This window comes from Nonomuraea typhae (genome assembly GCF_009760925.1).
In the GTDB taxonomy this organism is placed as follows: domain Bacteria; phylum Actinomycetota; class Actinomycetes; order Streptosporangiales; family Streptosporangiaceae; genus Nonomuraea; species Nonomuraea typhae.
Genome location: NZ_VRLV01000001.1, coordinates 119,252 through 134,822, shown reverse-complemented (window position 1 = coordinate 134,822; position 15,571 = coordinate 119,252). Strand labels below are relative to the sequence as shown.

Genomic DNA, 15,571 nt, shown 5'->3' with positions numbered 1-15,571 from the left:
GGCGTAATTTACCTGGACAATCATCCCAGCTTTGCCCTCGATCATCAGGGCGGAACTTTCTCCCGATTCCCGGCATCCAACTGCCCATGGGGAAGCTGATCGACGGGGACCCGCAGCGGCTCGGCTCGTACTGGCTCGCGGGCCGGATCGGGACGGGCGGGCAGGGGATCGTCTACGAGGGCTACGGCGAGGACGGCCGCCGGGTGGCGATCAAGGTGTTACACGGGGACCAGCCTGCCCAGCTGGTCAGGGAGGCCGAGGCGGCCCAGCGGGTGGCGTCCTTCTGCATCGCCGAAGTGCTGGAGGCCGTCCTGGACGGGCCGCGGCCCTACATCGTCAGCGAGTACGTCGAGGGCCTGAGCCTGCGGGCCGCGGTCGCCGGGGGCAGGCGGTTCGCGGGCGGGGAACTGCACCGGCTGGCCACGGCGGTGGCCACGGCGCTGACGGCGATCCACGAGGCCGGGGTGGTGCATCGCGACCTCAAGCCGGACAACGTCCTGCTGGGCCCGGACGGGCCGCGGGTGATCGACTTCGGCGTGGCCAGGACCGCCGAGATGTCGCTCACCATCACGGGCATGGTCACGGGGACGCCCACGTACATGGCCCCGGAGGTGTTCACCGGGCACCGGGCCGGACCGAAGGCGGACGTCTACGCCTGGGCCGGCATCCTGGTCTTCGCCGCCACCGGCGCGGACCCGTACGCGGCCGACAGCCTGGGCGGCGTCATGCACCGCGTGCTGTCCACGACGCCCGACCTGAACACGCTGCCGGAGACGCTGCGGCCCCTGGTGGCGGCGGCGTTCAGCAAGGACCCGGCCGGCCGTCCTCATGCGAAGGACCTGCTCCTGGCGCTGGTCAGCGGCGACGCGCGGCTGGACACCGCGCATCTGCTGGCGGCCGGCGGCAGCGAGGCGGCGCGGATGGAGAGCCGGGCCGACGACCCGGCCCTGGGCACGCTGGCCGAGGAGACCTACCACCTGCTGGAGCCGGCCGAACGCGAGCTGGCCCCCGAGGTGTTCCTGCGGCTGGTCACGGTGCAGGCGAGCGGCGAGCTGTCGGTACGGCCGGCCGCGCTGGCCGAGATCCTGGAGGGCCGCCCCCTGCCCGAGGTGGCCGCGGCCAAGCGGCTGCTGGAGGTCTTCGGCTACATGCTGACCAGGTCGGCGGAGGAGGTACGGCTGTCCCGCCCGGCGCTGCCGCACGCCTGGCCGAGGTTTCGCCGCTGGATCGAGGCCAATCGCGACGGCCTCGCCGTACACCGGGAGATTCTCGCGGCGGCGGCCAGGTGGGATGCGGCGGGGCGGCGGGACGGCGATCTGTTTCAGGGCAGCAGCCTGGAGAGCGCCCTGCAGTGGGCCGCGACGGCGCGCAAGAACATCACGCTGTCCCTGGCCGAGCAGGCTTTCCTGGAGGCGGGGGCGCGGCTGTCGCGGCAGCGGGCGCGGCGCGGCAGGCTGATCTCGCTGAGCCTGGCGGGGCTGCTGGTGATCGCGCTGGTCGCCGGTGGGCTGGCGGTGTACCAGGGGCGGCTGGCGGATGCGCGGGCCGAGCAGATCGCGGGCCAGTTGCGCCGGGCGGAGGCCGATCGGCTGGCGACGCTGGCGGCGGCGACGCGGCGGACGGATCCGATGCTGGCGGCGCTGTTCAGCGTGACGGCCTGGCGGCTGGACCGGACCCCGCACACGCGGGCGGAGCTGACGACCTCGGCGAACCAGCGGGACACGGGCATGTTCCGGGATCCGGCGAACGCCCCGGACACCATGCGGGCGATCAGCGGGGACGGGCGCTGGTTCGTCAGCGTCAGCGGGGACGAGGCCCGGCTGTGGGATCTGCGGACCGGGCGGCGGGCCGGGGGCGTGAAGGCCCTGGGACTGCAGAAGGACCCGGTGGGGGCGGTCGCGCTGTCGCCGTCGGGCAGGACGCTCGTGGTCGCCACGGGCGAGCGGGCGACGGCGTGGGACGCGCGCTCCGGAAGGTCGCTGCGGAACTGGCGGTTCCCCAAGCCGATCGAGGTGGTCCGGCAGTGGGTGGACGTGCGTTTCCGGGACGAGGAGCGGCCGGTCCTGCTCACCGCGGACGCCGGCACGCTGTGGGACCTGCGCACGGGCGCGACCGGGCGGGCCCGCATGACGTCCGGCACCGTCTACAGCCGGGACGGGCGCTGGCGGGCCCAGGAGGTGGGCGTCCCCGACCCGAACCGGGTACGGCTGACCGGGCCGGCCGCCGGGCGGGCCGAGGAGCTGGGCGATCTCGACGGCGCCGGCACCCAGGGCGTCTGGAACAAGGGCGCGCCGGTCTTCAGCGGGGACTCGCGCCTGGTGGCCACCGTGGCGCCGGAGACCATCCAGTTCTGGCGGATGTCCGACACCCAGCTGCTCACCTCGGTGCCGGTCAGGGGCGAGGCGGAGGACGCGGCGCGGCCGTACGGCGCCTTCGACGGCAGCACGTTCCGCTACCTGCAGGCCGACCAGGTGTTCTCGATCGACGTCGCCGACCTGTACGGCGGGCCGGGCGAGGCGGTGATGAACGGGCAGCTCGCCCCGGACGGCACGCGCCTGGCGTTCACCACGGGCGACGGCGACATGCTGGTGCGGCGGGTGCGTGACGGACGGGTGGAGGGCAAGATGCGCGCGGAACAGGCGGCCTTCAGCCCGGACGGCCGGCTCCTGGTGGGCGCCCGGGCGGGGGCGCGCCGGGTGACGGTGCTGGAGAACGGCCGCCCGCACACCCTCGGCCTCGGCAGGAAGCTGCAGCCCGACCTGTACTCCTTCAGCCCGGACGGCTCCCTCCTGGCGTTGTCGCTGGTCGCGGCGGACGACACGTACGTGGTGCAGATGTGGGACTGGCGGGCGCGCCGGATGCTCTGGCAGACGGCGCAGGCCGACGTGGCGCTCACCCGGTTCTCCTTCGACGGCGCGTTCCTGGCGGTCGGCGGGCGGGAGGTGCGGGTGCTGAGCGTGGCGACCGGCAATCCGGCGGGCGCGGCGTTCGGCGGCACGGGCAGGGAGAGCCTGGTCGTGGGCCTGCACTTCGATCGGGCCGGGACGTCGCTGTACGTGATCGACTCGCGGCGCCGGTTGACCGTGTGGGATCTGGCCACCTACCGGCGCACGGGTGCGATCGCCAACGGCGCCGGCGAGATCAGCGCCCGGTCGCCGCGCGAGGACCTGATCGCGACCTGGGGCGGCCACGACGGCAGGATCCGGCTGTTCGACCCGGTCAGCGGCACGACTCTGGGGATGCTGCGCGACATCGGGGGTGGCCTGGACCCGGAGAAGCGGGAGACGATCTCCCTGGCCTTCAGCGCCGACGGCGGCACCCTGCTGGCGCTGGATCGCGACGGCAGCGTGCACGAGCATCCGGTCGGCGCCGAGCGCGTGGCCGCCGCCGTCTGCGCCCGGGCCGGCCGGTCGCTGACCGAGGCGGAGTGGCGGGCGCACGTCAACCCGGGCCTGCCGTACCTGCGCGGATGCTCCTAAGATCACGTCATGAAATATGACGACGTGGCGGGGATGCGGATCGCGGTCTTCGGGACCGGGCCGAAGGTGATCGTCGCGGTGCACGGCATCACCGCCTCGTTGATGGCGTGGAACGCGGTGGCCGCGCGGCTGCCGGAGGAGTGGTCGCTGGTGGCCATGGACCTGCGCGGGCGCGGGCACAGCGCCGGCCTGCCCGGTCCCTACGGTCTCGAACGGCATGCCGAGGACGTGCTGCGGGTGGCCGAGTACGCCGGCGCCGGGCCGGAGGCCGTGCTGACCGGGCACTCGATGGGCGCCTACGTGGCGGTGCTGGCGGGAGCGCGGCGGGCCTTCTCGCGGGTGGTGCTGGTCGACGGCGGCCTGCCGTTCCCGCCCGTGCCGCCGGGGGCGGACGTGGACGCCGAGATCGAGGCGACGCTCGGCCCGGCCATCGCCCGCCTGAGCCAGACGTTCGCGACGGCCGGGGACTACGTGGCCTTCTTCCAGGCGCACCCGGCCTTCATCGGCCACTGGACTCCGGAGGCCGAGCGGTATGTCCGTTACGACCTGACCGGGCCCGAGGGCGCGCTGCGCTCACGCGCGGCCGGCGCGGCGGTGCGCGAGGACGGGCGCTGGATGCGGGTCAACGGCGCGCGGATCGGGGCGGCGCTGGCCGCGATCGAGGCGCCGGTGACGTTGCTGCGGGCGCCGCGCGGGCTGCTGAACCAGGATGTCGGCATGCTGCCCGGCCCGCTCGCCGAGCAGTGGACGGCACGGGTGCCGGGCCTGCGCGACGAGCTGGTGCCCGATTGCAACCACTACACGATCATGTTCGACGACCGCTGCGCGGCGCTCGTGGCCGCCCGGCTCAGCGGGGCGTGATCCAGGTGGCGCGGGCGGCGGCGACCAGCGTGCCGTCCTGGTCGTAGATGGCGCTCTCGCCGAAGAGCTTGCGGCCCTCGCTGCCGGTGGCGCGGCCCACGACCGAGTACGTGCCGTCGGGGTAGACCTTGCCGTGGATCTGTACGGCGAGGCGGCCCAGCAGGGCGGACTCACCGGGGCCGAAGTGCGCCCAGCCGGTCACGCAGTCGAGGGCGGCGCCGACGATCGCGTCGGGCACGCCGTCCTCACCGGCGACCGCGAACGGAACGCGCCAGCCGGCGGCGACCAGGTCGGTGCCCTCGACCGGGCCGGGGAAGATGCGCAGGCCGTCGCCCGGGGCGCGCAGCCCGCAGACGAAGCAGTCGGGGAAGGCGTGGCCGCGCCAGCCGGGGAAGCCGGCTTCGGCGCGGGCGGCGTCGGCGAAGCGCACGAACTCGGGGGCCTTCAGGTCCTCGTGCACCGGGATGGCCTCGGCCAGCAGCTTGTCACCGTGGTGGAGCGAGGCGCAGTTGGCCATGTGCTCCAGGCGCAGCTCGGTGTCCAGGGGGGTGGGGGCGTGGAGGGTGACCTCGACGGCGGCGCCTCGACCGCCCAGCGCTTCGGCGACCGTACCGGCCACCCAGCCTCCGTTGGCGATCCCCTTGGGACCCTGGAAGCGCTCGGGAACGGTCAGCACAGTCTGCAGAGCAGCCGTCGTCATACAGTCATCCTCCTCAGTCGCGTCATAACGCCCACGCCGGAAATTTCATTTCAAACGTGCCAATTTTAGGGGATGACGGGTTTAGCGTGAGCAGCCGGGGTCCTACGGGCGGATGACGGGACGGAAATCTCCGGGGTCCCGGCGAGCCGCCGGGACCCCGGAGATTCTCAGAACGACGTCGTCACGGCCGCCCCGGTGAAGGAGGCCGTGCCGGACAGGCTGATGTAGTGGTAACCCGGCGCGGGATTGGTGACCGTGAGCGTGTGCGCGTTGCCCGCCCCGGTCGCCCGCTGCGTGTAGGAGCCGGTCGTGGCCCACGACGAGGAGTTGTAGTAGAGGTCGGCGTCACCGCTGCCGCCCTCGCTCTTGATCGTCAGCTTGGCGGTGCCGGCCGGGATCAGGATGTACAGGTAGGAGTAGTTGCCCTGGGTGGCCGACAGGTTGCTCCGGCGGCAGTTCTGGCCGAGCGCCCTGGTGTCGCCGCCGTCGCATTCGGGGGCCGGGGGCTCGCCGGTGCCGCCGCCGCACGCTCCCGCCGCGCACTCCGTCAGCCAGGTGTCGAAGGCGGCGTCCAGGTTGAGCGCCTTCAGGTGGGTGCGCGCGGCGGCCCAGTTGCCGGCGCGGTAGTGGCCGAGGACGGTGTTCACGTCCGCCCGGCGTTTCTCGAACATATAGCGGACCGCGAGGTAACCCCACCGGTAGACGCGCTGGGTGTCGTGGGCGTAGGTGGTGTCGAAGAGCGTGCTCAGCCGGTAGGTGTGCTTGGCCGCCTCCTCGATGGCCGCGTCGTAGGCCAGGCGGCGGTAGCCGTACGAGACGTATTCCGCGAAGCCCTCGATCCACCAGATCGTCGGGGTGCTCACGCCGTCCTCGAAGTCGCCGCGCATGTTGAACCGGCCGTCGAGGTAGTGGGTGTACTCGTGGTTGAGGTTCCAGATGTGGAAGGCCGGGCGCAGCCACTCGGCCTCGTAGGCGATGAACCTGGGCTGGTTGCCCGCGGCCGAGGGGTCGCCCTCCAGGTACATGCCGCCGTTGTTGGTGTCGATGCCGAAGATGGCCCCGGCATAGGTCTGATAGTCGTCACTGGAGTCGAAGGCGTTGACCTCCAGCGTCGTGTTGTTGTCACCGGCGACCGGACCGTTGTCGGCGGCCAGGTTGTGGAAGTAGGAGTCCTGCCCGGCCAGGCTGGCGCAGGTGTCGGCCAGTTCCCCGGCGGTCATCTGCTGGGCGCGGATCTTCAGCGTGGGGCCGCACGTGTGCCGGACCGGCAGCGCGGCGGCGATCAGGCGGTTCTGCAGGTCGCACGTGCCGTAGAAGGAGCAGTTGGCGCGGTCGTAGGAGTCGGCCATCTCGGCCACGCCGACCCACAACTTCGCGGTCGGGCCGGTGATGGACGACCGTTGCAGCAGCTCGCGCGACATCGGGCGGACCGTCGGGGCGAGCGCGGTGTGCTGGACGAAGCGGGTCAGCTCGCGGCCGGCGTTGCCGGTCAGGTAGGCGCGCTCGGTGCTGAGCAGGCCGAGGTGCCGGATGGCGAAGTCGCGCAGCGTGGTCAGCGTGCTGGTGTCGCTCTGGACGGCGGTGACGAACTCGGGCACCTGGTGGCCGCGGAACAACACGGTGTAGACGCTGTTGACCGCGTTCACCATGTACCACGAGGCGTCGTAGGAGCTGTTGTAGCCGTTGAGCAGGCGGCGCACCACGGGCAGGTAGCGGGCGTTCTCCTGGGCGCTGTCGATCAGGATGACCGCCTCGCCCAGGACCTGGCCGTTGCCGTCGCCGACCGTGTTCGATCGGGGGTTGTTGTGGAAGGCGTCGAGGCCGGCCCGGATCGCGGTCTTGAGCGGCTGGCCGTACGGGCCGACGTCGCTGGGGTTGTACCACTGCACGTAGTAGCCCGCGCGCAGGTACAGGACGAGTTGCAACGTCTTGGTGCTGTTGTCGCCCGGGTAGGCGGCGGCGTTGTCGCGCAGCGCGTTGGCGATGGTGACCATCTGCGGCTCCTGGAAGGCCGCGCGGGCCCGTGAGCCGGTGAGCGGGAAGAGGCCGTTGACGCAACTCAGGTCGGCGGCCTTGACGGCGGTGACGAGGGCAGCTCCGGTTTTGCCCTCGACGTCGCAGGCGGCGCTGTCCTGTGCCTGGACGGCCCGGTCGTAGTCCTCCTTGTGGAGGTCCTTGGCGGCCGAGAGGGGTGGGCGTTCGTCGGCCTTGAGGGGTTTGTCCTGGCGGTGGGGGGTTTCGGCGGTGGTGGCGGGGCGCGGCGCCGGGTCGGAGACCACGGTCCGCGCCTGCGCGGGAAGGGGTACGGCGAGGCCGCCGAGCACCAGCCCGGCCGCCACGAGTAAGGATCCTGCGACTCGCATCGCATACTCCTGGGTGGGGGGTTGGGTAATGTGATATGTAAAATTTCACATGGTTCTATGCGGAATCAAGACCGAATCTCACAGAAAAATCCCGCCCTGGTAGCTTGACGCTCCGTGATGAACTGCGCCGTCCTCGACGACTACCAAGGTGTCGCCCTGTCCCTCGCCGACTGGTCAGCGGTCTCCGCCCGCTCCTGCCGCGAGCCGTTCACCAGCCACGACGACCTGGTCGAGGCCATCGGCGACTGCGAGATCGTCGTCATCATGCGCGAGCGCACCCCGTTCCCCGCCGCCCTGTTCGCCCGCCTGCCCAACCTGCGCCTGCTGGTCACCTCCGGCCTGCGCAACGCCTCGATCGACCTGGAGGCAGCTCGCGCGCACGGCGTCACCGTCTGCGGCACCGCCAGCAGCTCCACCCCGCCCGCCGAGCTCACCTGGGCCCTCATCCTGGGCCTGGCCCGCCAGATCGGCCCCGAATCCACCGCCTTCCGGGCGAACGGCCCCTGGCAGCAGACCATCGGCACCGACCTCCACGGCAGCACCCTCGGCCTCGTCGGCCTGGGCAAGATCGGCACCCAGGTGGCCCGGGTCGCCCTGGCCTTCGGCATGGACGTGACCGCCTGGAGCCAGAACCTGACCGCCGATCGCGCGGAAGCCGCGGGGGCACGCCTGGCCCCCTCGAAGGAGGCGCTCCTGGAGTCCGCCGGCTTCGTCTCCGTCCACGTGGTGCTCGGCGAGCGCACCCGCGGCCTCATCGGCGCCCCCGAACTCGCCCGCATGCGCCCCGACGCCTACCTGGTCAACACCTCCAGGGCGGCGATCGTGGACCAGGACGCCCTCGTCGCCGCCCTGCGCGAGCGGCGCATCGCGGGCGCCGGGCTCGACGTCTTCGACCTCGAGCCCCTCCCCCACGACCACGCCTTCCGCACCCTGCCCAACGTCCTGGCCACGCCCCACCTGGGGTACGTCACCCGGGGCAACTACGCGACCTACTTCGGCGAGGCCGTGGAGGACATCCACGCCTTCCTCGCCGGATCGCCCGTCCGGGTGCTCGGCCGGCCCTGAGCCGGATCGCCCCGTCGGGATGCTGGGCCGGCCCTGGGCCGGATCGCCCGTCCGGGTGCTCGGCCGGCCCTGAGCCGAGCGGTCTAGGGTGCGACGGCCGTCACGACGGCGGCCGCGGTCACGCCGTGCACGCCGGCCGCGTCCGTGTGCCCGGCCAGGCGGGCGCGCACGGCGTCCCTGAGCGCGGTACGGCGGGCCGCGCCGAGACCGGCGACCTCCCCGCCGGCGGCCGAGAGGCCGAACAGGCAGGCCAGGTCGTCCGGCCCGCCGGGAATCGTGACCGGCACGCTCCAGCGCTCCTGCCTGACCCGCGTGAACCCGGCGGCGGACACCAGCTCGGCCACCTCGTCGCCGTCCAGCGACCACGGCTCCTCGAACATCTCCGCCACGCCGGCGCCGAGAACGCCGGCCAGGGCGGCGTGAAGGGCGGCGAAGAGCGGGTTGCGGCCGAGCGGCAGCCACGTGACGACCGCGACGCGCGCGCCGGGCCGGGCGGCCCTGCGCATCTCCGCGGCGGCGGCCGCGCGGTCGGGCACGTACTGGAGGACCTGCTGCACGGTGATCAGGTCGAAAGCCCCGTCGGAGACGTGCAGCGGGGCGGCGCCGCATTCCACGTACTGGATGGGCGCGCCCTCGGGCACGGGCGGCTCCTCCCTGGCGAGGGCCAGCATGGCGGGGCTGAGGTCGGTGCCGACCACGGCGCCGTCGGGTCCCACGGCCGCGGCCAGCAGGCGGGCGACCGTACCGGGTCCGGTGCCGACGTCGAGCGCGCGGGTGCCGGGCGCGGGGGCGAGCGCGCCGACCAGCGCGCGGCCCCACGGCTCGAAGACCGACGGCAGAAGGATCTCCTTGTAGGGGCGGACGGGCGCGGTGTCGGCCGCGTCGGACGGCGTCTCCCAGGTGGTCTTGACGGCGGTGGCCGCGCTGCCCCGCGTCCGTTCGAGGGTGCCGGCCAGGATGTCGACCTCGTCGGGTGTGTTGTACAGGTAGAAGGAGGCGCGCACGGCCGCCGGGATGCCGAAGCGGCTGCAGGCCAGCTGCGCGCAGTGGTGGCCCGAGCGGACGGCGATGCCCGCGCCGTCCAGCGCGGTGCGCACCTGCTGGAGCGGGATGCCGTCGATGACGAACGACATGAGCGGCAGCCGGTCCGCGGTGTCCTCCGGGCCGATGAAGCGGATGCCCGGCACCCTGGCGAGGCGGTCGAGCGCGTACTCGATGAGCGCCTGGTCGTGGGCGGCGATGTTGTCCATGCCGAGCCCGGCCAGGAAGTCGCAGGCGGCGCCGAGCCCGACGGCCTGCGCGACCGGCGGCGTGCCGGCCTCGAACCGCAGCGGCGGCGGCGCGTACGCCATCGCGTCCAGCGTGACGGTCTCGATCATCTCGCCGCCGCCGAGGAAGGGCGGCAGCGCGGCCAGCAGGTCGTACTTGCCCCACAACACCCCGATCCCGGTGGGCCCGCACATCTTGTGCCCGGAGAAGGTGACGAAGTCGGCGCCGAGTTCCCGCACGTCGATGGCCATGTGCGGCACCGACTGCGCGGCGTCCACGAGCAGCAGCGCGCCCACGTCGGCGGCGCGGGCGGCGATGGGGGCGATCGGATTGACCGTGCCGAGGATGTTGGAGGCGTGCACGACCGCGACCAGCTTGGTCCGCTCGGTCACCCGCTCCTCCAGCGCGGACAGATCGAGCCGCCCGTCGTTCGTGATGCCCAGATAGCTGATCTTGGCCCCGGCGCGCTCGGCCACCAGCCGCCAAGGGATGAGGTTCGAGTGGTGCTCCATCTCGGTCACGACGATCTCGTCGCCGGGTCCGAGCCGGTGCTCGTCATCGGCCCACATGAGCGCGTTGGCGAGCAGGTTGACGGCCTCGGTCGCGTTCTTCGTGAACACGATCTCCTCGCTGCGCGCGGCGCCGACGAAGGCCGCCACCTTGCGGCGCGCCCCCTCGTACAGCTCCGTCGCCTCCACGGCCAGCCGGTAGACGCCGCGGTGCACGTTGGCGTTGGAACGTGTGTAGTAGGCGTTGAGCGCGTCCAGGACCACGGCCGGCTTCTGCGTGGTCGCCGCACTGTCCAGGTAGACGGGCGGACGCGTGCCGTCGGCGGCCGGGTCGAAGAAGGGGAAGGTCTTGCGAATCGTTTCGACGTCCAGTAACCCCATCGTGATCTCCTCCTGCCGAAAGGTGTAGAGGCAGTCTGAGCGCGGGAGATCGGAGGAGATCCAACTGCAGTTGTACGGCAGGCGATCCTTCCCACGGTAGCCCGGATCCGCCCGCCCCTCTATCGGCAGCAAGTTGCCGTCGTTCCTGGCCGGCGGGCCGGAGCCGAACCTCGCCTAACGTGAAATCATGACCAGCGACTTCATGGTCGACGGGGCTCGGATCATGGCGGTACGCCGCTCTCGCGGCATCTCCCGGCGGATCCTGGCCAACCTCGTCGGGTGCAGCGAGGAGTGGCTGCGCCTGATCGAGACCGGCGCCCGGCCGCTGGACAGGCTCTCCACGATCCTGCGCATCGCCGACGTCCTGCGCATCAGCGACCTGTCCGAGCTCGTCGGGGGCGAGGTGGCGCTGCCGGCCATGGGGGCGCAGGGTGAGTACGACGAGATCGGGCACGCGCTGCTGTACCCGAGGAGGCTGGCCGGGGAGCCGCGCGAGAGCGCGGACCGGGTGCGCCGCCATGTCTCGGCCGCCTGGGACGTCTGGCAGCGGTCCCCCCGCCGATACTCGGAGGTGCGCAGGCGGCTGCCGGAGCTGCTGCTCATGGCCGAGGCGGCCGGACTGGGCGAGCCGGAACACGAAGCGGGCAGCGCACGCGGAGCACACGGGGCGCACGAGCCGGAACACGAAGCGGGCAGCGCACGCGGAGCACACGGGGCGCACGAGCCGGAACACGAAGCGGGCAGCGCACGCGGAGCACGCGGGGCGGGCGAGGCCGGCGGGGCGGCTAATCTCGCGCAGGTCTACCGGCTGTTCTCCGCGTTCCTGCGCGGCTGCGGACAGCACGCGCTCGCGCTCCTGGCCGCCGACCGTAGCGTGGCCGCGGCGGCCCTCGCCGACGCGCCTCTGCTGCACTCGGTGGCGCAGGCCGAACTGGCCGAGGTCCTCATCCACCTGCGCAGGTACGGCGACGCCCGCCACCTGTGCCTGTCCGCGATCGACCACGTCGACGCCGCAGGACCCGCCGGATCGGCGCTGGCCGGAGGCTGCTACCTGACCGCCGCGCTGGCCGCCGCCGAGGAGAACGACGTGCCGCGGGCCGAGGAGTACCTGCACCGCGCCAGGCTCCTGGCCGGCGTCCTGGGCGAGGACCGCGACGACCTTCACGCCCCGTTCGGCGCCGCCGAGGTGGAGACGCAGGCGGTGGCCGTGGCCGTACGCCTGGGCCGCCACCGCCTGGCACTGCGGATGGCCGACGGCATCGACGTCACCCGCCTCCGGGCCAGAGACCGCCAGGCGCGCTACTTCCTGTCCCTGGCCAGGGCCCACTCGATGGAACGCGACTCGGCCAGCGCCACGGCCATGTTGCGCAAGGTCCTGGACACCTGCCCGGAGGAGCTCACCTACAACCCGCAGGCGGCCTGGGTGGTGGACCAGCTCCGCCGGGTGGACTGCGCGGTCACCCGGGGAGAGCTCCGCGAGATCACCCTGTCCACCCGCCGCGTCCGGCGCCTGTCGAGCGCCCGGTAGAACGTTGTGGCGCCCGGTAGAACGTTGTGGCGCCCGGTAGAACGTTGTGGCGCCCGGTAGAACGTTGTGGCGCCCGGTAGATCGATGTGGGCACGCGGTAGAACGTTTGGCGCGCGGTAAAACGTTTGTGGCGCCCGGTAAAACGTTTCAAGAAACCGCTGGAACGTTTTAAGAGGCGGCCAGAACGTCTCAGAACAGCGTGCCGCGCTCGAAGTCGAGCAGGTAGCGCTTGACGGGCAACCCGCCGCCGTACCCGGTGAGGTCGCCGTTGGCGCCGACGAGGCGGTGGCACGGGATGATGATGCTGACCGGGTTGTGCCCGTTGGCACTGCCGACGGCCCGGGCGGCGCTGGGCGGCCGGCCCAGCCGTTCGGCCAGGCCGCCGTAGGTCAGCGTCTCACCGAACGGAACCTGCTGCAGCGCCGCCCACACCTCCTTCTGGAACGGCGTGCCGACCAGGTTCATCGCCAGGTCGAACTCCTTGAGCGTGCCCGCGAAGTAGGCGCCGAGCTGGGCGGTGACCTCGCCGAAGGGCTCGGGGTCGGGGTGACCGAAGAACTCCTGCGGCGGCAGGTAGCGCTGCTTGCGCATGTAGACGCCGGTCAGCAGCCCGTCGAGGGCGACCAGCGTCAGCGGCCCCACGGGGCTGTCGATGACGGTGTGCGTGCGGATCATGGCCCGGCCAGCGTACGGCAGCGCCTCTCGCCGTGTCGCGCCGGATTCGGACGTGTTTCTCGCCTTACGGACCCGGATCCGAACCCAGGTCTCACGCCTTACGGACCCGGATCCAGACCCAGGTCTCACGCCTTACGGCGCCGATAGGCACGCTGCTGACAGGCGCGCGAGCAGTACTCCCGCCGCCGCCCGGTGACCGCCTCCTCGATCACCTTTCCGCACACGCCGCACATCCGCCCATCCCCCGAATCATCACGAGTTTCATCACGTGTTTCATCACGAATACCGAGCTCCAACCCCTCACGAACCAGCACCTCAACCCCGTCCAGCACCCGCTGCAACCCAAACTCAAACGGGTCCAACGGCGCGTCATACCCCCCATCCCGATAAATCCGGGAAAGCGTCGGATACCGATCCATGTGCACCCAGAGCGCCTCCCGCTTCCCCCACCACTCCTCATCCCCCACCCCGGTCCGCCGCTCCACCCGGGCCGCCTCCACCACCCTCCGGGCGGCACTCTCCACGAACCCCCCGACCAGCTCCACCACGGCCACCACCTGAGCGGCCCCCAGCCCCGTCCCGGAAACCACGCCGAGCGCCCACTCGAAGCCGGCCACCGCGTTGGGCCCGGGCACGTGCCGGACCCCCGATGAGTCCAGCAACCAGGGATGCCGCCGATAGCACTCCAGAGCCTCCCGAGCCCACAGCTCCAGCCGCTCCCGCCACCCCGCCCCCGGCCCGGGCGCGATCTCCGGCCCGTCCCCCAGCACCGCGTCCCGCATGAGGTCCACCAGCTCGGCCTTGCCGGGCACGTGCCGGTAGAGCGACATCGTCGTGTACCCGAGCCGCTCGGCCACCCGACGCATGGACACCCCGGCCAGCCCCTCGGCGTCGGCCAGTTCGATCCCGGCGCGCACGATGGCCGCCAGGTTGAGCCCGCCGCGCTGCCCGGCGGCGCCCCACAGCAGTTCGGTGCTCCGCTCCGGATTCACCCTTGACTCCCCTCTCCGTCTATGCTGTATACCAGATGTGTACACCGCACACATCCCCAGAAGGGCTCTCATGATCTTCGTTGACCCGGCAGGCGACGACACCGGACCCGGCACCCTCGAACGTCCCTTCGCCACCTTGGCCCGCGCCGTCGCCGAAGCCTCCCCCGGCACGATCATCACCCTGCGCCGGGGCACCTACCATCTCGGCGAAACCCTCCGCCTCACCGAGGCCCATTCCGGCCTCACCTTCCAGGCGCACGGGTACGGCGGCGCCGTACCGGAAGAGGTCGTCATCAGCGGCGGCTGGCCGATCACCGAGTGGCAGGAGGCGGGCGAGCGCCTCTGGCAGGCAGAGGCCCCCGCGGCCCGGCAGCTCTACGTGAACGGCCGCCGGGCCGAGCGTGCCTCGCTCGACCTCCGGGAGCGCACGCTCACCAGAACCGCGACCGGCTACACCCTCGACGCCCCGGTCGAGTGGCCGGGCGAGGTGGAGTTCGTCTACCGGGGCGCCTATCCCTGGTCGGAGGGGCGGGTGCCGGTGGAGCGGGTGTCCGGTGCCGAGGTCACCATGGCGCAGCCCGCGTTCGGCTGGGCGGCCAGGCTCTACCACTCGATCATCGCGTGGGAGGGCGGGGGCGAGGACTGGGCCGTCGACCGGCCGAGCAGCGCGGAGAACAGCCCGGCCTTCCTCACCGAGGGCACGTTCGCGCTGGGCGGCGGGGTGGTGTCCTACAAGGGCGAGCGGCCGGCGGACGCGGTGGTCCCGATGCTCGAGGTGCTGGTGCACGCCAGGGGTGTGCGGGACGTGAGGTTCCGCGGCATCACGTTCGCCGAGGCGTCCTGGCTGCGGCCGAGCGCGCCGGAGGGCTTCCTGCACTACCACGGCAACGGCTTCTACGCCGGCGGCGAGCTGCGCGACGTGGTGTTCGCCGAGGGCCAGGGCAAGGTGACGGTCCCCGGCGACCCCGAGACGATCCCCGGCAACGTGGTCTTCGAGCGGTCCCACGGGGCGCTGCTGGAGGGGTGCCGGTTCACCCGGATGGGCGGGGTGGCGCTGGAGTTCCGGGGTGACGGCACGGGCAACACGATCCTGGCGTGCGAGATCGAGGACGTCGCGGGCGGCGGCGTGGCCATCGGCGACGGGGCCCGCGACCACCGGATCGAGCGCACCCTCGTCCGCCGGATCGGGCGCGACTACCACGGCTCCCCCGCCGTCCTGATCAGCGGCACCGAGGGCACGGTCGTGGCACGCAACGAGGTCGCCGAGACGCCGCACGCGGGCATCGTGCTGTACCCCGGCCGAGGCGCGCAGGTGCTGCACAACCTGATCCACGGCACGATGCAGGTGCTGGCCGACGGCGGCGGCCTGTACGTCTCCGGCGCGCAGGGCTCCTCCTACGCCAGCGGCGCCCAGATCCGCGGCAACGTCATCCGGGACACGATCACCCCGTACAACTACGGCCTCTATACCGACTACGGCGCGGCCTGGGTGAACGTGCAGGGCAACCTCGTCCACCGCGCCGACAACCCGGTGGTGCTGGAGGTCTCCCCGCCGCTGGAGCACGTGGCGTTCGTCGGCAACTTCTGGGACGCCGACCCGGGCGAGGCGCCGAAGGGCGTGACGTTGTCGGACAACACGGTCCTGACCGGCGAGATGCTGGAGTCCGACCCGGCCGTCGCCGACATCGTGGCGGCCGCGGGCCGGTAGCCGGCCAGAAGAGGCGTCAGGGCGTTCAGAGGAGGCGGGCG

Annotated in this window: 10 protein-coding genes; 5 read left to right on the top strand and 5 right to left on the bottom strand. The window is 72.3% G+C overall.

What is annotated here, in order from left to right; genetic code table 11:
- Positions 1-86 precede the first annotated feature (86 nt).
- Both FVE25_RS56135 and FVE25_RS00645 read left to right on the top strand, forming a co-directional pair.
- A complete protein-coding gene (locus tag FVE25_RS56135; RefSeq protein ID WP_181019407.1) occupies positions 87-3,479 on the top strand; it encodes a serine/threonine-protein kinase in 3,393 nt (1,130 codons plus the stop codon).
- 9 nt (positions 3,480-3,488) lie between these two features.
- Positions 3,489-4,340: an alpha/beta hydrolase gene (locus FVE25_RS00645; RefSeq protein WP_157244380.1), complete on the top strand. Its 852-nt coding sequence runs from the start codon at positions 3,489-3,491 to the stop codon at positions 4,338-4,340.
- Here FVE25_RS00645 and FVE25_RS00640 read toward each other — a convergent pair.
- Both FVE25_RS00640 and FVE25_RS00635 read right to left on the bottom strand, forming a co-directional pair.
- On the bottom strand, positions 4,327-5,040 hold the full coding sequence (locus FVE25_RS00640; RefSeq protein WP_157244379.1) for a PaaI family thioesterase: 714 nt from the start codon (positions 5,038-5,040) through the stop codon (positions 4,327-4,329). The two genes, FVE25_RS00645 and FVE25_RS00640, sit on opposite strands and share 14 nt — an antisense overlap.
- Before the next feature lie 167 nt (positions 5,041-5,207).
- A complete protein-coding gene (locus FVE25_RS00635; RefSeq protein WP_157244378.1) occupies positions 5,208-7,403 on the bottom strand; it encodes a M9 family metallopeptidase in 2,196 nt (731 codons plus the stop codon).
- 117 nt (positions 7,404-7,520) lie between these two features.
- Here FVE25_RS00635 and FVE25_RS00630 point away from each other — a divergent pair, with 117 nt between their 5' ends.
- Positions 7,521-8,468, top strand: a complete 948-nt coding sequence (locus tag FVE25_RS00630; RefSeq protein ID WP_157245426.1) for a D-2-hydroxyacid dehydrogenase family protein — start codon at positions 7,521-7,523, stop codon at positions 8,466-8,468.
- Between the two features lie 83 nt (positions 8,469-8,551).
- On the opposite strand, the gene FVE25_RS00625 is transcribed toward FVE25_RS00630, so the two are convergent.
- Positions 8,552-10,627: a SufS family cysteine desulfurase gene (locus FVE25_RS00625; protein ID WP_157244377.1), complete on the bottom strand. Its 2,076-nt coding sequence runs from the start codon at positions 10,625-10,627 to the stop codon at positions 8,552-8,554.
- Positions 10,628-10,814: 187 nt separating this feature from the next.
- On the opposite strand from FVE25_RS00625, the gene FVE25_RS00620 reads away from it, so the two are divergent.
- Positions 10,815-12,155 carry a helix-turn-helix domain-containing protein gene (locus FVE25_RS00620; RefSeq protein WP_157244376.1) on the top strand — a complete coding sequence of 447 codons (1,341 nt, stop codon included), beginning with the start codon at positions 10,815-10,817 and terminating at the stop codon, positions 12,153-12,155.
- Positions 12,156-12,344: 189 nt separating this feature from the next.
- Here the strand turns inward: FVE25_RS00620 and FVE25_RS00615 are convergent, their stop codons facing one another.
- Together FVE25_RS00615 and FVE25_RS00610 are read right to left on the bottom strand one after the other, a co-directional pair.
- Complete coding sequence (locus FVE25_RS00615; RefSeq protein ID WP_157244375.1) at positions 12,345-12,830, bottom strand: methylated-DNA--[protein]-cysteine S-methyltransferase; 486 nt, start codon at positions 12,828-12,830, stop codon at positions 12,345-12,347.
- 125 nt (positions 12,831-12,955) lie between these two features.
- Complete coding sequence (locus FVE25_RS00610; RefSeq protein WP_246266481.1) at positions 12,956-13,822, bottom strand: TetR/AcrR family transcriptional regulator; 867 nt, start codon at positions 13,820-13,822, stop codon at positions 12,956-12,958.
- A gap of 70 nt (positions 13,823-13,892) precedes the next feature.
- Between FVE25_RS00610 and FVE25_RS00605 the strand changes: the two genes are divergently transcribed.
- Positions 13,893-15,530 (top strand): right-handed parallel beta-helix repeat-containing protein, encoded by a 1,638-nt coding sequence (locus FVE25_RS00605; RefSeq protein WP_157244374.1) that lies wholly within the window; start codon positions 13,893-13,895, stop codon positions 15,528-15,530.
- The last annotated feature ends 41 nt before the right edge of the window (positions 15,531-15,571 follow it).